The organism is Streptomyces sp. NPDC088766 (assembly GCF_044750845.1).
Lineage (GTDB): Bacteria > Actinomycetota > Actinomycetes > Streptomycetales > Streptomycetaceae > Streptomyces.
In genome coordinates, this window is record NZ_JBIVKQ010000035.1 from 48617 (window position 1) to 68661 (window position 20045).

General features: G+C 72.7%; 16 protein-coding genes and 1 pseudogene. 5 read left to right on the top strand and 12 right to left on the bottom strand.

The window, feature by feature from the left end:
* Position 1: 1 nt before the first annotated feature.
* Genes pcaH through ACIP5W_RS32970 form a run of 4 tightly spaced genes read right to left on the bottom strand, consistent with a single transcriptional unit; the run spans position 2 to position 3420 of the window.
* Positions 2 to 775 (bottom strand): protocatechuate 3,4-dioxygenase subunit beta, encoded by a 774-nt coding sequence (pcaH, locus tag ACIP5W_RS32955; RefSeq protein ID WP_401481265.1) that lies wholly within the window; start codon positions 773 to 775, stop codon positions 2 to 4.
* Positions 776 to 788: 13 nt separating this feature from the next.
* The gene (locus ACIP5W_RS32960) at positions 789 to 1994 is read right to left on the bottom strand and encodes a thiolase family protein (RefSeq protein ID WP_401481267.1); all 1206 of its coding nucleotides are present in this window, start codon (positions 1992 to 1994) and stop codon (positions 789 to 791) included.
* Positions 1991 to 2638: a CoA transferase subunit B gene (locus tag ACIP5W_RS32965; protein ID WP_401481269.1), complete on the bottom strand. Its 648-nt coding sequence runs from the start codon at positions 2636 to 2638 to the stop codon at positions 1991 to 1993. The genes ACIP5W_RS32960 and ACIP5W_RS32965 overlap by 4 nt, the downstream gene beginning before the upstream one ends.
* Positions 2638 to 3420, bottom strand: a complete 783-nt coding sequence (locus ACIP5W_RS32970) for a CoA transferase subunit A (protein WP_401481271.1) — start codon at positions 3418 to 3420, stop codon at positions 2638 to 2640. The genes ACIP5W_RS32965 and ACIP5W_RS32970 overlap by 1 nt, the downstream gene beginning before the upstream one ends.
* Before the next feature lie 211 nt (positions 3421 to 3631).
* Between ACIP5W_RS32970 and ACIP5W_RS32975 the strand changes: the two genes are divergently transcribed.
* Positions 3632 to 4129, top strand: a complete 498-nt coding sequence (locus ACIP5W_RS32975) for a MarR family winged helix-turn-helix transcriptional regulator (protein ID WP_401481273.1) — start codon at positions 3632 to 3634, stop codon at positions 4127 to 4129.
* 15 nt (positions 4130 to 4144) lie between these two features.
* Here ACIP5W_RS32975 and ACIP5W_RS32980 read toward each other — a convergent pair whose 3' ends face one another.
* Entirely contained in the window at positions 4145 to 5254 is a 1110-nt protein-coding gene (locus ACIP5W_RS32980) for a DUF3048 domain-containing protein (protein ID WP_401481275.1), read from the bottom strand.
* Between the two features lie 170 nt (positions 5255 to 5424).
* Here ACIP5W_RS32980 and ACIP5W_RS32985 point away from each other — a divergent pair, with 170 nt between their 5' ends.
* The gene (locus tag ACIP5W_RS32985; protein WP_401481277.1) at positions 5425 to 6615 is read left to right on the top strand and encodes a zinc-dependent alcohol dehydrogenase; all 1191 of its coding nucleotides are present in this window, start codon (positions 5425 to 5427) and stop codon (positions 6613 to 6615) included.
* A gap of 68 nt (positions 6616 to 6683) precedes the next feature.
* Here ACIP5W_RS32985 and ACIP5W_RS32990 read toward each other — a convergent pair whose 3' ends face one another.
* Complete coding sequence (locus ACIP5W_RS32990) at positions 6684 to 8888, bottom strand: OmpL47-type beta-barrel domain-containing protein (RefSeq protein WP_401481298.1); 2205 nt, start codon at positions 8886 to 8888, stop codon at positions 6684 to 6686.
* Between the two features lie 14 nt (positions 8889 to 8902).
* The gene (locus tag ACIP5W_RS32995) at positions 8903 to 11416 is read right to left on the bottom strand and encodes a ThuA domain-containing protein (RefSeq protein WP_401481279.1); all 2514 of its coding nucleotides are present in this window, start codon (positions 11414 to 11416) and stop codon (positions 8903 to 8905) included.
* Between the two features lie 198 nt (positions 11417 to 11614).
* On the opposite strand from ACIP5W_RS32995, the gene ACIP5W_RS33000 reads away from it, so the two are divergent.
* Together ACIP5W_RS33000 and ACIP5W_RS33005 are read left to right on the top strand one after the other, a co-directional pair.
* On the top strand, positions 11615 to 12607 hold the full coding sequence (locus ACIP5W_RS33000; protein WP_401481281.1) for a multicopper oxidase domain-containing protein: 993 nt from the start codon (positions 11615 to 11617) through the stop codon (positions 12605 to 12607).
* Positions 12608 to 12713: 106 nt separating this feature from the next.
* Entirely contained in the window at positions 12714 to 13766 is a 1053-nt protein-coding gene (locus tag ACIP5W_RS33005; protein ID WP_401481283.1) for a LacI family DNA-binding transcriptional regulator, read from the top strand.
* 272 nt (positions 13767 to 14038) lie between these two features.
* Here ACIP5W_RS33005 and ACIP5W_RS33010 read toward each other — a convergent pair.
* Together ACIP5W_RS33010 and ACIP5W_RS33015 are read right to left on the bottom strand one after the other, a co-directional pair.
* A pseudogene (locus ACIP5W_RS33010) lies at positions 14039 to 14338 on the bottom strand (DNA-binding response regulator); the annotation flags it as partial.
* 32 nt (positions 14339 to 14370) lie between these two features.
* On the bottom strand, positions 14371 to 15162 hold the full coding sequence (locus ACIP5W_RS33015; protein ID WP_401481285.1) for a VOC family protein: 792 nt from the start codon (positions 15160 to 15162) through the stop codon (positions 14371 to 14373).
* A 259-nt stretch (positions 15163 to 15421) separates the two neighbouring features.
* Between ACIP5W_RS33015 and ACIP5W_RS33020 the strand changes: the two genes are divergently transcribed.
* The gene (locus ACIP5W_RS33020) at positions 15422 to 15667 is read left to right on the top strand and encodes a WhiB family transcriptional regulator (RefSeq protein WP_401481287.1); all 246 of its coding nucleotides are present in this window, start codon (positions 15422 to 15424) and stop codon (positions 15665 to 15667) included.
* A 252-nt stretch (positions 15668 to 15919) separates the two neighbouring features.
* Here the strand turns inward: ACIP5W_RS33020 and ACIP5W_RS33025 are convergent, their stop codons facing one another.
* The 3 genes from ACIP5W_RS33025 to ACIP5W_RS33035 all read right to left on the bottom strand — a co-directional run bounded on the left by ACIP5W_RS33025 (position 15920) and on the right by ACIP5W_RS33035 (position 19663).
* Complete coding sequence (locus tag ACIP5W_RS33025) at positions 15920 to 16897, bottom strand: acyl-ACP desaturase (RefSeq protein WP_401481289.1); 978 nt, start codon at positions 16895 to 16897, stop codon at positions 15920 to 15922.
* Positions 16898 to 17134: 237 nt separating this feature from the next.
* Positions 17135 to 17911: a dimethylargininase gene (ddaH, locus tag ACIP5W_RS33030; RefSeq protein ID WP_401481291.1), complete on the bottom strand. Its 777-nt coding sequence runs from the start codon at positions 17909 to 17911 to the stop codon at positions 17135 to 17137.
* 129 nt (positions 17912 to 18040) lie between these two features.
* A complete protein-coding gene (locus ACIP5W_RS33035; RefSeq protein WP_401481293.1) occupies positions 18041 to 19663 on the bottom strand; it encodes an ABC-F family ATP-binding cassette domain-containing protein in 1623 nt (540 codons plus the stop codon).
* Between the last annotated feature and the right edge of the window lie 382 nt (positions 19664 to 20045).

Genomic DNA, 20045 nt, shown 5'->3' on the forward strand with positions numbered 1-20045 from the left:
GTCAGCGTCCTTCTTCGATCCAGGTGGCGTTCGGGCCGTCCAGCACGATGTCCCAGTGGTAGCCGAGCGAGAACTCGGGCACGGACAGGCTGTGGTCGTAGGTGGCGACCAGCCGCTGCCGCGCCGCGTCGTCCGTCACCGACTGCAGGATCGGGTCGTGGGGGAACAGCGGGTCGTTCGGGAAGTACATCTGCGTCACCAGCCGCTGGGTGAACGCCGAACCGAACAGCGAGAAGTGGATGTGCGCGGGCCGCCAGGCGTTGACGTGGTTGCGCCACGGGTAGGGGCCCGGCTGGATCGTGGTGAAGCGGTAGAGACCGTCGTCGTCGGTGAGTGTGCGGCCCACCCCGGTGAAGTTCGGGTCCAGCGGGGCGTCGTGCTGCTCGCGCCGGTGGGCGTACCGGCCGGCCGAGTTGGCCTGCCAGATCTCCACCAGCTGGCCGCGGACCGGCCGCCCGGAGCGGTCGAGGAGCCGGCCGGAGACGGTGATGCGCTCGCCGACCGGCTCGCCCCGGTGGTGCCGGGTCAGGTCGTTGTCGATCTCGGTGATGTCCCGCTCGCCGAAGGCCGGCGAGGCCAGTTCCACCAGCTCCGGGTCCTTGCTGACGTCGATGGCGACCGGCGGCTGCCGCGGATGGCGCAGGACGGAGGAACGGTAGGGCGCGTAGTCGCGGCGCGGATGGTGCTCGACGGGGGCGCCGTCGGCGAGCCGCTTCTCGTACGCGGCGTGCTCGGCCGCGATCTCCTGGTCGATGTCGGCTTGCGTGAGAGTCATGAGGAGTCCCGGGTCACTGGCGTTCGAGGACGAGGGCCAGACCTTGGCCCACGCCGATGCAGAGGGTGGCGACACCGACACCGGACCCGCGGCGGGCGAGCTGGTGGGCGACGGTGCCGGCGAGGCGGGCGCCGGAGGCGCCGAGCGGATGGCCGAGGGCGATGGCACCGCCCTGCGGGTTGAGGATCGCCGGATCGAACTCGGGCCACTCGGCCACGCAGCCCAGCACCTGGGCGGCGAAGGCCTCGTTCAGTTCGAGCACGGACAGGTCGTCGAATTCCTTGCCCGCCTTGGCGAGGGCCCGGCCGACCGCCTCCACGGGGGCGAGTCCGAAGTACTGCGGGTCGAGGGCCGACACCCCGGTGGCGCTCACCCGGGCGAGGGGGTCACGGCCGACGGCCTTCAGGCCCTCCTCGTCGACGAGGAGCAGGGCCGCCGCACCGTCGTTGAGCGGGGACGCGTTCCCGGCGGTGACCGTGCCGTCCTCGGTGCGGAACGAGGGCCTGAGCTTCGCCATCGCCTCCAGGGAGGCGTCCGGCCGCACCGACTCGTCGGCCGCGAACACCAGCGGGTCGCCCTTGCGGCGGGGGATCGTGACGGGGGCCAGCTCGGCGTCGAACAGTCCCAGCTCCTGGGCCCGCGCCGCCTTGCGGTGGCTGTGCAGCGCGAACTCGTCCTGCTGCGCACGGCTGATCCCGTGCTTGTCGGCGATCAGCTCCGCGCTCTCGCCGAGCGGGATCGTCCACTGCGGGTCCATCCGCGGGTTGACCATCCGCCAGCCCAGCGTGGTCGAGTACAGCTCCGCGTGGCCCGCCGGGAACGCCCGGTCGCTCTTGGGCAGCACGTAGGGCGCGCGGGTCATCGACTCGACACCGCCGGCCACGGCGATCGAGGCGTCCCCGACGGCGATCGCGCGGGCCGCCTGGATCACCGCCTCCAGGCCGGAGGCGCACAGCCGGTTGACGGTCACGCCCGGCACGGAGGTCGGCAGGCCCGCCAGCAGGGCGGCCATCCGGCCCACGTTGCGGTTCTCCTCACCGGCGCCGTTGGCGTTGCCGAAGTACACGTCCTCGATCCGGGACGGGTCCAACGCGGGCGTACGGGAAAGGAGTTCACGGATCACGTGGGCGGCGAGGTCGTCGGGGCGCAACGAGGCCAGGGCGCCGTCGTAGCGGCCGACCGGGGTGCGGACGGCGTCGACGATGTAGACGCTCTTCACTGCTGGACCTCCTCGGGCACGCGGACCTCGGCGCCCGTCTTCGCGACGATCTCGTCCGCGCCCACCCCGGGCGCGGTCTCGACGAGCACCAGGCCGTCCCCGGTGACGTCGAGGACGCCGAGGTCGGTCACGATGCGGTCGACGCAGCCCCTGCCGGTCAGGGGCAGCGCGCACTCGGCGAGGATCTTCGGGCTGCCGTCCTTCGCGGTGTGCGTCATGACGACGATGACGGTACGGGCGCCGTGGACCAGGTCCATCGCCCCGCCGATGCCGGTGATCATCTTGCCGGGGATCGCCCAGTTGGCGAGGTCGCCCCGCTCGGACACCTGCATCGCGCCGAGCACGGCGACGTCGATGTGGCCGCCGCGGATCATGCCGAAGGAGAGCGCCGAGTCGAAGAAGGAGGCGCCGGGCAGGACCGTGACGGTCTCCTTGCCAGCGTTGATCAGATCCGGGTCGACCTGGTCCTCGGTGGGGTAGGGGCCGGTTCCCAGGATGCCGTTCTCGCTCTCCAGGACCACCTCGACGTCCGCGGGGAGGTGGTTGGGGATCAGGGTCGGCAGGCCGATGCCGAGGTTGACGTACTGCCCGTCCTTCAGCTCGCGCGCGGCGCGGGCCGCCATCTGCTCGCGTGTCCAGGCCATCAGCCGTTCACCCGTTCCTTCGTCGCGGGCGCCGAGACGGTCCGCTGCTCGATCCTCTTGTCGGCGGCCTGCTCGGGCGTCAGGGCCACCACCCGCTGCACGAAGATGCCCGGCAGGTGCACGGCGTCCGGGTCCAGCTCGCCCGGTTCGACCAGTTCCTCGACCTCGGCGATCGTGATCCGCCCCGCCATCGCCGCGAGCGGGTTGAAGTTGCGGGCGGACCTGTTGAAGACGAGGTTGCCGTGCCGGTCCCCCTTCGCCGCCCTGACCAGGGCGTAGTCGGTGCGGATACCGTGTTCCAGGACGTACTCGGTGCCGTCGAACTCCCGCACCTCCTTCGGCGGCGAGGCGAGCGCGACGCCGCCCTCGCCGTCGTAGCGCCACGGCAGCCCGCCCTCGGCGACCTGGGTGCCGACCCCGGCCGGGGTGTAGAAGGCGGGGATGCCGGCACCGCCGGCCCGCAGGCGCTCGGCGAGCGTCCCCTGCGGGATCATCTCGACCTCCAGTTCCCCGGACAGGTACTGGCGCGCGAACTCCTTGTTCGCCCCGATGTACGACCCGGTCACCCGGGCGATCCGCCCGGCGGCCAGCAGGACGGCGAGACCCGACTCCATCGCCCCGCAGTTGTTGGAGACGACCGAGATCCCGGTGACGCCCCGCTCGTACAGGGCCTGGACGAGGACGCCCGGTACGCCGCTCAGCCCGAAACCGCCCACTGCCAGCGACGCGCCGTCCGGCACGTCGGCCACCGCCTCCAGGGCCGTGGCGACCACCTTGTCCATGTGTGCAGCCCCCTCTCTCTCCGTGCGCCTCAGCCCTCAATTAATCAGGGCACTGACTATTTTGGCGAGGTGTCCTTCACGCTGCCATCGGCGGGCCGGGCCGTCAAGACTTCGGGGAAAGGTCAGGTCAACCGCTCTTTCCCGCGGGCAGACAGCCGCCTGCTCTCCGGGTATCGTTCAGTACACGTACGATCCGACTTCGGGAGCGCGCATGGCTGCGGTGGACCTCGACACCCATCCCGGGCACCTCGCCCGACGGCTCCAGCAGGCGCACTACCTGCTGTGGAACGCGATGGTGTCCGAGGAGACCACCTCCCCGCAGTTCGCCGTCCTCAACGCACTCGTCGCCGAGCCGGGCCTCGACCAGCGCACGGTCGGGGAGCGGGTGGGCCTGGACCGCTCCACCGTCGCCGAGGTGATCAGCCGGCTGATCCGGCGCGGACTCCTCGACAAGGTCCGCGACCCGCAGGACGGCCGCCGCTTCCTGCTGCGCCTGACCGCCGAGGGCCTGCGCGTCCACCGCAGGCTCGCCGTGCGCGCGGCCCGGATGAGCCAGGTCTTCCTCGCCCCGCTGTCCGGCGAGGAGCAGACGGTGTTCTTCGACCTGATCCGCCGGGTCGCGGACGCGGCGGAGGGGCTGCGCAACCCGGCGGAGCCCCCGGCCGGGCGGGGCCCGAGCGGCCAGGAGCCTCGCCGCACCCTCACCTGAGCCGGTCCCCTGGCGTCACGGCGCCGGCGCGAACACCACCCACACCTGGCCCCCGGTGAAGGCGACCGGCTTGCCGTCCCGCGTCGTGAACCGGGTTCCGTCCGCCGCCCGCGGGCGCTGCCACCGCACGTCGTGGGCGCGCCCGTCGCGCAGCACCTGGGCCGTCCCCGAGCCGACCGTCTGCGTGTACGGCGTGCGGCTGCCGAGGAAGTCGTGGTAGCCGGACCCGCGCACGTTCACGTACTGCACGACCACCGTCGCCGGGGCGAGCCGCCGGCCGTCGGCGGTCACCGCCGGGGTGCCGTCGGTGGTGACCTCCCAGCGCCGTCGTTCCCCGGACCAGGTGAAGGTGAAGCGGGCCGCGGGATAGCGCACGGTGCGCGAGGCGGTGGGCGTGCCCCCCTCGGGTGCGGGACCGTGGCGGAACCCGGTGGTCAGTGCGGCCTCGCCCGGCGCGGACGGCAGCACGCGGCCGGGGCGCAGATAGAGGTTGTGCGGGGCGGCCCTGTCGGTGCCGCGGTAGTAGGCGTCCTCGTCGTCCTCCGGGGTGACGGCCTCCAGCGGCTCCCTGCCGATCAGCGGCAGCAGCTTGCTCTGCGCGCCGGAGAAGGCCAGCACCGGCCGGTCGAACTGGCGCAGCAGCTCCAGGTCGGACTCACGGGCGCTGCGCACCGGCCCGACCGTCTCCGGCAACCGCGTCGCGTAGACCGCCATCAGCCGGCTCAGACCGCCCTCGACCTGTTCGACGTAGACGATGTCCGCGGCGTCGAGACCGGTCTGCGGGCGGGCCGCCGGGGCGTTGTCGATCTTCACGGCCAGGACCTGGCCGTGAGCGGCCGTGTCCGTGCCGCTCGGCGACCGGCCGGTGTCCCGGCCGTCGTCGGCCGGACCGTCGCCGCTCGTGCAGCCCGCCGCGAGGGACAGCGCGAGCGCCGCGGCGAGCGCGGCCGCCGTCGCCGCACCGCGCCCGGAGCGCCTGCCCCGCCGCTTCCTCCTCCGCTCCCACGGGGGTCGGAGCCGCCTGCCGTGTCTCGGGCCCGTCGTGCCGTCCACCGTCGCCTTGTCCACCGTCGTCACCCCGCTTCCGTGACCCGATTGTGCGCTCGCCGACTCGTCGGTGGCCATACCGGGCCGTCCCTGACCGGGTGCGCCCGGTGGGTCGACCGGCCCGCCCGGCGCTGTGCGGCCGGCCGGGGCGGCGCGGTTCGGATCCGGGGCGCCGGGTACCCGGCCCGCACTCCGGGACCCGCCCCGGCACGGCGGGCCCCCGAATCCGGCGGAGGGAGCGCGGCACGATGAAGGCAGTGACCTGGCAGGGAAAGCGGGACGTACGGGTGGACACCGTGCCCGACCCCGTGATCCAGGAACCGACGGACGCCGTCATCCGCGTCACCTCCACCGGACTGTGCGGCTCCGACCTGCACCTCTACGAGGTGCTCACCCCGTTCATGACTCCCGGCGACATCCTCGGCCACGAACCCATGGGCATCGTCGAGGAGGTCGGCGCCGGCGTCGTCGACCTCAGCGTCGGCGACCGGGTCGTCGTGCCCTTCCAGATCGCCTGCGGCGACTGCTGGATGTGCCTCAACTCCCTGCCCACCCAGTGCGAGACCACCCAGGTCACCGCCGAGGGCATGGGCGCGGCGCTGTTCGGTTACACCCGCCTGTACGGCGCGGTGCCCGGCGGCCAGGCCGAGTACCTGCGCGTCCCGCAGGCCCAGTACGGCCCGATCAAGGTGCCCGAGGGCCCGCCCGACGACCGCTTCGTCTACCTGTCCGACGTCCTGCCCACCGCCTGGCAGGCGGTCGAGTACGCCGACATCCCCGAAGGCGGCAGCGTCGCCGTGCTGGGCCTCGGACCCATCGGCGACATGGCCTGCCGCGTCGCCCGGGTGCGCGGCGCCGGGCGGGTGTTCGGCGTGGACCTCGTCGGCGACCGGCTGCGCCGGGCCCGCGCGCGGGGCGTGGAGACGTACGACCTCCGGGGCTTCGACAGTGAGAAGGAACTGGTCGCCGCGATCCGCGACGAGACCGACGGGCGCGGCCCGGACGCCGTGATCGACGCGGTCGGGACCGAGGCGCACGGCAGTGCGGCCGCCCGTCTGATCCAGAACGCGTCCGCCCTGCTGCCGCGCAAACTGAGCGGCCCCCTCGCCGAACGGTTCAGCGTCGACCGGCTCGCCGCCCTCCACACCGCCATCGAGCTGGTCCGCCGCGGCGGCACGCTCTCCCTGACCGGCGTCTACGGAGGCATGGCCGACCCGCTGCCCATGCTCACCATGTTCGACAAGCAGATCCAGATCCGGATGGGCCAGGCCAACGTGCGGCGCTGGGTCGACGACATCCTCCCCCACCTCACCGAGGAGGACCCGCTCGGCGTAGACGACTTCGCCACCCACCGCGTCCCGCTGGCGGACGCCCCCGAGGCGTACGAGATGTTCCAGCAGAAGCGGGACGGGGCCGTGAAGATCCTGATGACGCCGTGAGGCCGGTGACCTGAGTCCGGTGCCGGGGCGCCGCCTCGAAAGGCGGCGCCTTGGCACCCGCCGGACGCCTACAGGTCCTTGATCCGGATGTCCCGGTACGACACCACGTCCGTCGTGCCGTGCACCTGGAGGCCCAGGTAGCCGGAGGCGAACCGCCGCCCGTCCGTGCCCGGATCGTCCGCCCGCGGCGGGGAGAACTCCTGCCCGCCGGTGTTGTCGAACTCGTTGATCAGCACACCGTTGCGGAACACCGAGTAGTGCTGGCCGACCACCCGGATCTCGTAGTCGTTCCAGGTGCCCTTCTGGGTCACGCCGGCCCCGGCCAGGCCCACCCGGTCGAAGCCGTAGACCGAGCCGGTCTTGTACAGGTCGCCGTCGGGCCGGTCCAGCACCTGCACCTCGTGCCCGTACTTGATGGCCGCCCACTCCGGACGCGGCTCCTCGGCCTGGCCGTGGACCCACGGGAAGCGCACGAACACGCCGGAGTTGGCGTTCCCGGTGCCCGGCGCGTCGTCCCGCCACTGCAACCGCAGCGAGAAGTCGCCGTACTTGCGCTGCGGGAACCACAGCATCCCGAGACCGTCCCTCGTGGTGCCCGAGGTGATCGAGCCGTCGCCGTTCGGGGCGAAGGAGCCGCCGCCCACGTGCTCCCACCGGGCGAAGGACTCCGCGCTGCCGTCCATGATCGTGCGGTAGCCCCCGGTCTGCCCCGGCCTGCCGATCCCGGACGCGCGGGCCGCGTCGAGGACGGCGCCGTGCTCCCGCTCGTCGACGACCCCGCCTCGCAGCAGTCCGTCCAGGACGGTCCGCACGTGCTTGAGGAACAGGGCGTGCGACGTCCACTCCCGCTCGTCCTCGATCAACTCGTTGATCCGGCACCGGTTGTCGGTCACCCGGTTCGGCACCCCGGTGTCGACCGTCCCGACGATCACCGTCGACCGCTCGTCCCACTCGGGGCAGGCGGGCGCGGGCACTCCGCCGCCGGCCACCACCGCGAAGCTCACGCTGCGCGCCGCCGCGGTGTTGCCCGCCTTGTCGCTCGCCCGGTACGTCACCGTGCGGGTGCCGGCCCGGTCGACGATCACCGGTGCGGTGTACGCCAGGTAGGGCCCGCCGTCGAGCGAGTACTCGACGGCCGCGACCCCGGAACCGCCCTCGTCGCTCGCGGCGACGGTCACGCGGGCGTTGCCGACGTAGGCGCCCGCGGAGTTGCGCGTGCCCTCGACGGTCACGCCGGTCACCGGGGGAGTGGTGTCCCGCGGGGGAGCGGCGACCACCGTGAACGTGACGCTCCGCTCGGCCGACGCGTTGCCCGCCTTGTCGACGGCCCGGTAGCGGACGGTGTGGGTGCCGCTCTGGTGGACCATGACGGGTGCGGTGTACGGGGTCCAGTCGCCCGCCGTGCCGACCGCGTACTGGATGCGGTCGACACCCGACCCCGTATCGGATGCCGTGACCGTGACGGTCGCCATGTCGACGTAGGTCCCGTCGGCGTTCCGCTCCCCGCTCACCGTCGCCGAGGTCTCCGGCGGGGTGGTGTCGTCGGAGGGCGCCGGAGCCACGGTGAACGCCACGGTCCTCTCGGCGGAGACGTTGCCCGCCCTGTCGAAGGCGCGGTGGCGGATCGTGTGGCCGCCGACCCGGTCGACGACCACGGGCGCGGTGTACGGCAGCCAGTCGGCCGTGGCGTCGACGGCGTACTGGATCCTGTCGATCCCCGACCCGCCGGCGTCGTCGGCCGCCGAGACCGTCACGCTCGCCGACCCGACGTACTCGCCCTGGGCGTTCTGCACCCCGCTCACCGTCGCCGAGGTCTCCGGCGCGGTGGTGTCCTCGCCGCTGCCCCCGGTCACCACCAGGATGCCCTGCATCTGGCCGTGCCCGGGGATCGTGCAGTGGTAGAGGTAACGGCCCGGGGAGAGCGTGACCTCGGCGGTGTGCCGGCCGCCCGTGTCGTCGTTCGGGTTGGCCAGGATGTTCAGCCGCACGTCGTCGTTGAACTCGGGGTCACCCGTCACGAACGTCAGCGTGTGCGGCATTCCCGTGGTGTTGCCGGTCGCCGCGCTGTTCTCGAAGACGATCGTCGCCGGCCCCGCCACCGCCGTCGTCGGCGCCGTCGTGTACCGGGTGATGTCGTCGCCGGCCGTCCAGGTCAGCACCTGCCCGGCCGCGGCGGGCGGCGCGGAGGGCAGGTCCTGCCCGGGCCGCGCGGCACTCGGCACGGCCTGCAGACCCAGCACCGTCAGTACGGCGGCCAGCAGCGCCGTCCACACTCTCCGTCGTCCCGTCACCGCGTCCCCCTCACCAGTTGCCCCGCGGCCGGGGTCGGCCCACCGCCGGTGTAAGTGACCCGCCACAGTGCCGACTTGGCGTCGGAGGTGAAGAAACCGCGCCCGTAGTCGAGGACGTAGAGCGCGCCGTCGGGACCGAACTTCCAGTCCATGAGGTTCTTGATGCCGTCGTTGCCGACCGGCACGATTTTCTTCAGCGACTCGGAGTGCACCGGCAGGCCCCCGTCGCCCTGGGTCGCCGGGTTCATCAGCACCGCGTTGCGCGGCTGGTCGCCGTCGTAGAAGTCGCCGACGAACCACTTGCCGTCCCAGTAGGCGGGCCACTTGGCCGGGCTCGCGTTCGCCGCGTCGTAGCGGTAGACGGGCCCGTTCATCGCGGCCTGACCGCCGCCCTTCAGCCAGGGCAGCAGATGGCGGGCCTCCTCCGGCCGGTACGACGGGACACCGCTCGCGTCCCGCGGATAGTCCGGGGCACCGCCCTGGGGCGAGTACCAGATGTTGTTGCCGGTGACCGGCGGCAGGGAGACCAGACCGTCGTTGTTCGGCGACTCGTTCTTCGGGTGGTCGCAGTCGTACCAGCCGAGCGGCTGCGTCGGGTCCGGCAGATTGCGGTCGCGGTAGGGCTGCTTGTTGCCCATGCAGTACGGCCAGCCCCGGTTGGACGCCTTGGTGATGACGGCGAACGTGTCGTACTTGGCGGGCCCCCACGTCGTCGACGGGACGCTCGCGTCCGGTCCCACCCAGCCCGCGTACAGGATGTCGGTCCGCCGGTCGACGGAGATGCGGGCCGGGTTGCGGACCCCCATCACGTAGATCTCGCCGCGCGTCCTGCCGCCGCCCTCGTCGGTCTCCCGGCCGGTGAAGAGGTTGCCCTCGGGGAGCGTGTACGTGCCGTCCGGCTCCGGGTGGATGCGCAGGATCTTGCCGTTGAGGTTGTTGGTGTTCCCGGCGGTGCGGCGCGCGTCGGCGAAGGAGAGGCCCTTGTAGTTCGGCTGCGGGTTGTTGCCGGAGTAACCGCCGCTGAAACCGCTCGAGTTGTTGTCGCCGGTCGCGATGTACAGGTTGCCCTTGGAGTCCCAGGCCATCCCGCCGCCGGCGTGACAGCAACTGTGCACCTGCACCGGCCACTTCAGCAGCACCTTCTCGCTGCCGAGGTCCAGCCTGTTCGTGGCGGGGTCGAGCGTGAAGCGGGAGACGCGCCGCTCGGCCGTCCGCTTCTCGCGGTCCAGCCCCGAGTGGGGCGTGTAGTGCAGGTACACCCAGCCGTTCTGCGCGAACCGCGGGTCCAGCTCGATGCCGAGCAGCCCTTCCTCCACCTTGACCAGCTCGTCACCGCCGCCCTTGTTGCCGAACACGGTCAACGCGCCCGCCGGCGTCACCTTCCCGGTCGCCGGGTCGTAGACGTGGATCTCGCCCTCACCCTTGCCGATGTCCGGATCGTTCCAGTCGGTGATCACGGGCCGGGAGGAGTCGGCGCCGCCGCGGCCGATGTACAGCACCCGCCCGTCGGGCGCCGTGACCAGGCCGTGCGGCTCACCGATCTGGTCGTTGCGACCCGGCTGGTTGGGCCGGGTCAGCCGTTCGGCCTTGTAGTTCGCCGCGATGGTCGCCTTGCAGTCGGCCCGCGCCAGCCGGGTCGTCCACAGCAGCGCGCCCCGCAGATGCGCGCGGAAGTCCGTCTCGTCGTACGAGGACGCCGTGCCGCCCATGCCCGTGTAGAAGGACCGGCCGCCGTCGTAGTCCCGGCACCAGCTGATCGGGTGGTCGGCGCCGTTGGCGCTCGCGCCCGGCCGGTACGTCGACTCGCGCACCCGGGCGACGGTGTGCACGGTGCCGGAGGGACTGCGCGTCCAGTTCGGCCACCGGTCGGGGCGCTTCCACTCGACGGGGAGGTCCTTTCCGGCCGGGTGCAGGCGGTCGCCCACCTCGACGGTGGCCCGCTGCACGGCCGTCGGACCGTTCGCGGCCGGGCGGGCGCCGATCAGACCGGTGAACCAGTCCGAGTACGGTTCCGCGCGCGCCGCGTCATGGAGGCCGACGAAACCGCCGCCCGCCTCCATGTAGGCCTCCAGACCCGCCTCCTGCTCGGGATCGAGGACGTCGCCGCCCCCGGTCAGGAACACGACGGCGTTGTAGCCGCCCAGCCGCGCCCCGTCGGTGAAGACCGAGGCGTCGTCGGTGGCCTCGACCTCGAAGCGCTGGTCCGCCGCACCGGTGAGGCCGATGTCCTCGATCGCCTCGATGCCGGCGTCGACGACCGGCGACTCCTCCCCGGCGGCCGCGGAGCCGTGGAAGACGAGGACGTTCACCCCCGGACCGCCCGGCGGCGACTTCACGGACATCGTTGTCAGCGACGGTTCCGGCGCCGGGCGCGCCTGCACGGCGGGCCCCGACAGCAGTCCGGCGCCGACGACCCCGGCGGCCACGGCGGCCACCCTGGCACGTCTCCTGCGGCGCCCGGCCCCTCGCGCACCGCTCACCCTTGTCGTGCTCAACCCTCGTAAGTGCATGGGCACCTCCCTGGTCACAGCGACAGCGCCAAGGAAGCTAGACCCCTTTGCCCGGATCGCCAAGACCGACGACCGCAATGGCACGAACTTTGTCCTGGGTGTGGATGAACGGCGTGGCGACCGGTACCGTCACACGGGCTCATCACGATCGTCACCGGTACGCCTCCGCAAGTCCCTTATCAGGATGGGGAGTTCCGCATGGACAGACGCGGTTTCAACCGGCGGGTGCTGCTCGGCGGCGCCGCGGCGGCGACATCGTTGTCACTGGCCGCCTCCCGGGCCGCCGGCGCCGGCACCCCGGCCGCGACGGCCCCGGCCGGCGGCCAGGTGCGGCACCTCAGGCTGTACGCCGAGAAGCTCCCCGACGGGCAGCTCGGCTACGGCTTCGAGAGGGGCCGGGCCACCATCCCGGGCCCGCTGATCGAGGTGAACGAGGGCGACACCGTCCACATCGAGTTCGAGAACACCCTGGACGTGCCGGCGAGCCTGCACGTGCACGGCCTCGACTACGAGACCTCCAGCGACGGCACGGCACTGAACCACAGCGACGTGGAACCGGGCGGCTCGCGCACCTACACCTGGCGCACCCACCTCCCCGGCCGCCGCGCGGACGGCACCTGGCGGGCCGGCAGCGCGGGCTACTGGCACTACCACGACCACGTCGTCGGCACGGAACACGGCACGGGCGGCATCCGCAAGGGCCTCTACGGACCGGTGATCGTCCGGCGCAGGGGCGACGTCCTGCCCGACGCCACCCACACGATCGTCTTCAACGACATGACGATCAACAACAGGCCCGCCCACAGCGGCCCGGACTTCGAGGCCGTCGTGGGCGACCGCGTCGAGTTCGTGATGATCACGCACGGCGAGTACTACCACACCTTCCACCTGCACGGACATCGCTGGGCCGACAACCGCACCGGTGCGCTCACCGGCCCGGACGACCCCAGCCAGGTCGTCGACAACAAGATCGTCGGCCCGGCCGACTCCTTCGGCTTCCAGGTGATCGCGGGAGAGGGCGTGGGCGCCGGCGCGTGGATGTACCACTGTCATGTGCAGAGCCACTCCGACATGGGGATGGTGGGCCTGTTCCTGGTGCGCAAACCGGACGGCACGATCCCCGGGTACGACCCGCACACCCCGCACGACCCCCAGGAATCCCAGGAATCCCAGGAGCCCCACGAGCACTGACGGACCCCGGACGGCGGACCCGCCGTCCCGGCAGCGAGAGCGCTCTCACCTCCTCCCCCCCGCCGCGGCTATCCTGAGCCGCACCGCACCGAGGAGGAGCCCCGAAGTGAGCGACACAGCGCCCCGTCCCACGCTGGAGGCAGTGGCCGCGCGGGCCGGGGTCTCGCGGGCGACCGTCTCACGGGTCGTCAACGGCGGTGACGGGGTCCGCGAGCCGCTCGTCGAGCGGGTGCGGCGCGCCGTGGACGAACTCGGGTACGTCCCCAACCAGGCCGCGCGCAGCCTGGTGACCAGGCGGCACGACGCCGTCGCCGTCGTCATCGCCGAACCCGAGACCCGGGTCTTCGCCGACCCCTTCTTCGCCCTGCAACTGCGCGGCATCAGCAAGGAGCTGACCGCTCACGACAACCAACTCGTGCTGCTGCTCACCGAGGGCCGCGACGACCACGTCAGGGTCGCCCGTTATCTCGCCGGCGGCCACGTCGACGGCGCCCTCGTCTTCTCCCTCCACGTCGACGACCCGCTCCCCGGACTGATCCAGGGCGCCGGGGTGCCGACGGTGTTCGGCGGCCGCCCCGGCTGGGGCGACGGCACGCGCGACGTCAGGTACGTGGACAGCGACAACCGGGGCGGCGCCCGAGAGGCCGTACGGCACCTCGTCGGACTCGGCCGTACCCGCGTCGCGCACATCACCGGGCCGCTGGACCAGACCTCCGCGGCGGACCGGCTCCAGGGCTTTTGGGACGTGATGGGGGACGCCGGCCCGCGGCTCGTGGTGGAGAGCGACTTCACCCCCGGCGGCGGTGAGCGCGCCATGCGCGAGCTCCTCGACCGCTGCCCGGACGTCGACGCCGTGTTCGCCGCCAACGACCTCACCGCTTCGGGCGTCCTGCGCGTGCTGCGGGAACGCGGACTGCGGGTGCCCGAGGACGTCGCCGTGGTCGGCTTCGACGACATGGTGCCGTTGGCCGAACAGACCGACCCGCCCCTGACCACGGTCCGTCAGGACATCGAGGAGATGGGCCGCGTCATGGCCCGCCTCCTGCTGCGCGGCCCCGACCGCCGCGACACCGGGGAGCCCGCCCCGGGCACCGGCGAACCCGCCGCCCCGAACGGGCTGGTCCTGCCGACCACCCTGGTGCGCCGCGCCTCCGCGTAGACATGGTCCGGCGGGACATGGCGGGAGCCGTCCTCTTCGGCACCCGCGGCCCGGCCCCGCGGGTGCCGGCCGCATGCCGCGGGCCGCTGGTCCGCGAGCAGCGGGTGGTCGAAGGCCGGGTCCGGTGCGTCCACCGGGTGGCCGAGGCCGGGAAGCGGGCCCTCGCGCAGGACCGCGAGGCGCTCGGGGAGCCGGCCTGCGAGGTCCTGGGCGACGAGACGCCGTGGCGCCCTGGCCGGCCGATGGCGCACGGGGTCAGGAGTCGCGCGGGGTCAGGAGTCGCGTGGGACCACCAGGCCGGATTCGTGGGCGAGGACCACGGGCTGGGCGCGGTCACGGGCGTGGAGCTCGGCCATGGCCCGGTTGACGTGGGTTCCGGAGGTCAACTGGCTGATGACCGGACGGCCGGCGATCTCGTGGTGGCACAGTCCCCGCGCGGCCGGGGCGACCGCTTGGCGTTCGCGGCCGGTCGGCTCCTCCAGCCCGCTGCCGCCGTGGGTGACGTACCGGTCGATGAGCTCGCGGGTGAGCGCGGGCGCCAGGAGGGCGTCGCCGGACGGCAGGCGTACGGCACGCCGCCCCGCGCCTTCGTCCACACCCGCCCTCACCCGTCCCGGGATCCGCTCCTGATCACCGCGAAGCGTGCCCCGTCCGGATCGGCCAGCCTGGCGGTCCGGCCCACGCCCGCCACGTCCGCCGGGGCCGTCCGGACGGTGCCGCCCAGCTCCTCGGCCCGTGCCGCGACCGCGTCGACGTCCGGCACCTCGACGTACGGCAGCCAGTAGGCCGGGTACGGCGCCTCCGCGGGGTCGTCGGCCAGCGGCACGAACCCGCCGAACGCGGACTCCTCGCCCGCCCCGGCCGGGTTCACGCTGGTGTACGTGCCGGTGGGGAAGGGGACGCCCGCGGTCTCCAGGCCCAGGGCGGTGTGGTAGAACGCGGCCGCCGCGGCGATGTCCGGGGTGTACAGCTCGACCCAGCACAGCGAGCCCGGCTCACCCGCCACGTCCACGCCCTCGAGCCCGCCCGGCTGCCAGATGCCGAAGGGCACCCCCGCCGGGTCGGCGATGATCGCCGTCGTGCCCCGGTCCGTGACCTCCAGCGGCGGGAACAGCACCCTGCCGTGCGCCCGTTCGGCCGCCGCGCAGGTGGCGTCCGCGTCGGTCGTCCGGAAGTAGACCGTCCACGCCGGCGGGCCCTGCTCCGGAGCGGTCCGCATGCCGCCCGCCGCGGTCCTCCCGTCCAGCTGGAAGAAGCCGTAGCCGCCGGCGTCGGGCCCCGCCGACCGGAACCGCCAGCCGAAGAGGGCGCCGTAGAAGGCGGCCGCGCGGCCGACGTCGGACGTGCCGATGTCGAGCCAGCTCGGGGCGCCGTTGACGAAACGGGTGGTGAGCATCCTCGCCCTCCTCCTCGAAAGCCCTGTTCTCCGCACTGCTCGCGTGCGGTGCTTCCGTGCTCTGCCGAGTCTCGCACCGCCCGCCGTCCACCGCCCGCCGTCCACCGGCAACCGCTGCCGGAGCCCGGACGGCGGGCCCGGCGCGCCGCCGTGCGCCGCGGCGTGCTCCGGGGGCACCATCAGTGCGGCCGGGGCCCTGCCGGAGCGCGTATATCCGCCGTTGATGGAACGTTTTTCGCCGCGCGCCACGATGCTGCCCATGTACACCGACACGATTGACTCCCCCGACCTCGCCTGGCAGCGGCAGGCTCTGTGCGCACAGACCGGGGCGGACTTCTTCTTCCCGGAACCGGGCAGCTCGGTGCGGGAGGCCAAGCGCATCTGCGGCATGTGCGAGATGCGGTCCGCGTGCCTCGACTACGCCCTCGCCCACGACGAGCGCTTCGGTGTGTGGGGCGGCCTGTCCGAGAAGGAACGCCTGCACCTGCGTCGTGCCTCGCGCTGAGCGGGCGCGTGGCGGGGAGCCGGCGAATCCGTACGACCGCATCGCGGGGGTGTGGTCGACGGGGGTGGGCCGAGGTCGCCGCGTCCTTCGCCCGCGACGGGTGGCCGCGGCGCCGAAGGCGCCCGACGCCGAGGTGGCCGAGGCACCGGGCGCCGACGCGGTGGCGGCCGGATGCCGCGGACCGCGAACGGCCCGCACCGGGAACGTGCTTCCCGGTGCGGGCCGTTCGCGGGGTGTCGCGGTGGCGGTGGGTCAGCCGGCGGCGCGGGCCGCCATGCGGGCCTTGCGGGTCGCCAGCTTCTCGTCGAACTTCAGGGCCTCGGCGTCCAGACCGCCCATGAACAGACCGAGTTCCTCCTGCGCCTTCAGGCCCTCCGGGCCGAGGCCGTCCAGCTCCAGGACCTTCAGGTGGCGCAGGACGGGCTGGAGCACGTCGTCGTGGTGGATGCGCATGTTGTAGACCTCGCCGATCGCCATCTGCGCCGCCGCCCGCTCGAAGCCGGGGATGCCGTGGCCGGGCATGCGGAAGTTGACGACCACGTCGCGCACCGCCTGCATGGTCAGGTCGGGCGCCAGCTCGAAGGCGGCCTTCAGCAGGTTGCGGTAGAAGACCATGTGGAGGTTCTCGTCGGTCGCGATGCGCGCCAGCATGCGGTCGCAGACCGGGTCGCCGGACTGGTGGCCGGTGTTGCGGTGCGAGATGCGGGTCGCCAGCTCCTGGAAGGCGACGTAGGCCACCGAGTGCAGCATCGAGTGGCGGTTGTCCGACTCGAAGCCCTCGCTCATGTGGGACATCCGGAACGCTTCCAGCTTGTCCGGGTCGACCGCGCGCGAGGTGAGCAGGTAGTCGCGCATCACGATGCCGTGCCGGCCCTCCTCCGCCGTCCAGCGGTGCACCCAGGTGCCCCAGGCGCCGTCACGGCCGAACAGCGAGGCGATCTCGTGGTGGTAGCTGGGCAGGTTGTCCTCGGTGAGCAGGTTCACGACCAGCGCGATCCGGCCGATCTCGGTGACCTTCGACTGCTCCTTGTCCCAGGCCTCGCCGTCCTCGAAGAGGCCGGGGAAGTTGCGGCCGTCGCTCCACGGCACGTACTCGTGCGGCATCCAGTCCTTGGCGACCTTCAGATGCCGGTTCAGTTCCGTCTCGACCACTTCCTCCAGGGCGTACAGCAGCCGGGCGTCGGTCCAGACGGCGGAAGGGCTGCCGAGGTGCGGGGAGGTGATCGTCACGGGGGTACTCCAGGGGACGTGAGGCACAGCGGACTGCGTCCGGCGGGCGGTGCCGGAACCTAGAACTTACGGAATCGTAGGCTACGAACCCGTAGGTTACGTAGCCGTAGGTTAAGTTCGCTGTAAAGGCCCCTGATCAGCCGCTGTTCCACAAGGTGGCCCGGGAGGTTTCCGGACGTGCCGAAAGGCCCCGGGACACGCGGATCGCGGGGCCGAACCGGTGGCACGATCACCCGGTCAGGCGTACAGGTCCCGCAGCCGCACCGAGAGGCACGTCACACATCCCTCGAGCTTCTCGAACTCGCCGATGTCGACCACGACGGGCTCGTACCCGAGGTCGGCGAGCAGCTCCGCGGTCTTCGGCGCGCTCGCCGCGATGAGCAGTTTCGGGCCGCCGAGCAGCACCACGTGGGCGCCGGCCTCCTCGGGCACCGACAGGAACCGCGGGAACAGCGCCGGCCGGTCCACCTTCGGGATGTGCCCGATCACCGTGCCGTCGGGCAGCGCGGTGACCGCCGACTTCAGGTGCAGCACCTTGCTCACGGGGACGGCCACGACCCGCGCCCCGAGCGGTTCGAAGGTTTCCCGCACCTGCTGGACGCCGGCCGTGTTGGTGCGGCCGCTCCGGCCCACGTAGACCGTGTCGCCGCACTTGAGGACGTCGCCGCCGTCCAGCGTGCCCGGCTCCCAGATCCAGTTGACCGAGCAGCCCAGCCGGGCCACGGCCTCCTCGACCCCGGCGGTCTCCGCGCGCCGGGACTCGGCGCCGGACCGCGCGATCAGGGCGACGTTGCGGTACATCACCACCGTGTCCTCGACGAACACGGCGTCCGGGCAGTCGTCGGCGGGGTCGACCTCGACGGTCTCCCAGCCCGTCGACCGCAGGGCCTCGGCGTAGGCCTCCCACTGCTCCAGGGCGAGGTCCACGTCGACCGTCCCGCGCTCGACGTGCGTCACCAGACCTTCGGCGAGGCGCGGGCCGGGGCGGCGGATGAGGGCCTTCTTGCTGGGCACGTCCAGATCTCCGAATCGGCGGTGGCTGACCGGCGCCGGGTGCGGGGCGCCGGTCAGCCATCATGCAGGGCCCGTCCACCACGGCAAAACCCTCGCCGCCGGGCTGTGGCCCTCCTGAGACCCGCCGCGCTACACCGGGTCCGCCAGCTCCTGGGCCGAGGTCTCCCGCAGTTCCCCGTCCAGCAGCAGCCAGCGCGTGATGCCGATCGACTCCAGGAACGGCAGGTCGTGGCCGGCCACGATCAGGGCGCCCTCGTAGGACTCCAGGGCCGACGTCAGCTGCCGGACGCTCGCCATGTCGAGGTTGTTCGTCGGCTCGTCCAGCATCAGCAGCTGCGGCGCGGGCTCGGCCAGCATCAGCGCCGCGAGCGTCGCCCGGAACCGTTCGCCGCCCGACAGCGTCGCCGCCTTCCGGTCGGCGCGGGCGCCCCGGAACAGGAAGCGGGCCAGCCGGGCCCGGATCCGGTTGCCGGTCGCGTCCGGCGCGAAGCGGGCCACGTTCTCGGCGACCGTCAGCCCGTCGTCGAGGACGTCCAGCCGCTGCGGCAGGAAACGCAGCGGCACGTGCGCGCGTGCCTCGCCCGCCACCGGGTCCAGCTCCCCGGCGATCGTGCGCAGCAGCGTCGTCTTGCCCGCGCCGTTGCGCCCCACCAGCGCCACCCGCTCGGGCCCGCGCAGGTCGAGACCGCCCGCCACGCGCGCGCCGTACGCGAGCCGCAGGTCCAGCAGGGTGAGCACCTCACGGCCCGGCGGCACGGCCGTGTGGGGCAGGTCGACGCGGATCTCGTCGTCGTCGCGGACCGCCTCGACGGCCTCGTCGAGCCGCTCCCTGGCCTCGGCGAGCCTCTCCTCGTGCAGGATGCGGTGCTTGCCGGCGGACTCCTGCGCCGCCCGCTTGCGCGCCCCCATCACGATCTTCGGCTCGCGTTTCTGGTCCCACATCTTCTGCCCGTACCGCTTGCGCCGGGCGAGTTTCATGTGGGCCTCGGACAGTTCGCGTCTCTGCTTGCGCAGGTCGGACTCCGCGGCGCGCACCATCCGCTCGGCGGCCTCCTGTTCGGTGGCGAGCGCCTGCTCGTAGGCCGAGAAGTTGCCGCCGTACCAGGCCACCTCCCCGGCGCGCAGGTCGGCGATCTGGTCGACGAGTTCGAGCAGTTCCCGGTCGTGGCTGACGACGACCAGCACGCCCGGCCAGCCCGCGACGGCCGCGTACAGCCGCCGCCGGGCGTACAGGTCGAGGTTGTTGGTCGGTTCGTCGAGCAGCAGGACGTCCGGCCGGCGCAGCAGCAGCGCGGCCAGCCGCAGCAGGACGGACTCGCCGCCGGACACCTCGCCGACGGTGCGGTCCAGGCCGATGCGGCCGAGTCCGAGTTCGCCGAGGGTGGCCAGGGCGCGTTCCTCGACGTCCCAGTCGTCGCCGAGGGTCTCGAAGTGCTCCTCGGCCCCGTCGCCGCCCTCGATGGCGTGCAGCGCGGCCCGGCGGGCGGCGATGCCGAGGACCTCGTCGACGCGGAGGGAGGTGTCCAGCGTGACGTTCTGCGGGAGGTAACCGATCTCGCCGGCCGTGCGGACGGTCCCGTCGGAGGGGGTGAGTTCGCCGGCGATCAGCTTCAGCAGGGTCGACTTGCCGGCGCCGTTGACGCCGACGAGCCCGGTCCGGCCGGGGCCGAAGGCGACGTCGAGTCCGTCGAGGACGGGGGTGCCGTCGGGCCAGACGAAGGAGAGGGACGTACAGGTGATCGAATGTGACAAGGGGGCCTCGCGGTCGTGTGTGCGGTCAGGACGACGCGTATCGAGACACCGGAGGGCGGCGACCACCGCGGGAGCGGGGGAGCGCGGGGCCATGTGGAATGCCACGGGAACCCGTGGGAAGGCCCTGCTCCGCAAGGACGGCTCGAACGCCGAGGTCGCACGCGACGCCCACACCCGAGGGGTGTACGGCGTGGTGTCTCAGGACCTCAGACGAGCAACGTCCTTCTCCTGTCGGCGGCAACAGATTCACCACCGACGGTAGGAGGGCCGGGAAGGGCTGTCAACGGATTAACTGATCGTTTCAGAATGAGGTTCGCAGGCGGCGGAGGCATATGAGGCTGCAGGCCAGTTCGAGCAGGCCCTGGTGGAGATCAGCGCGTCG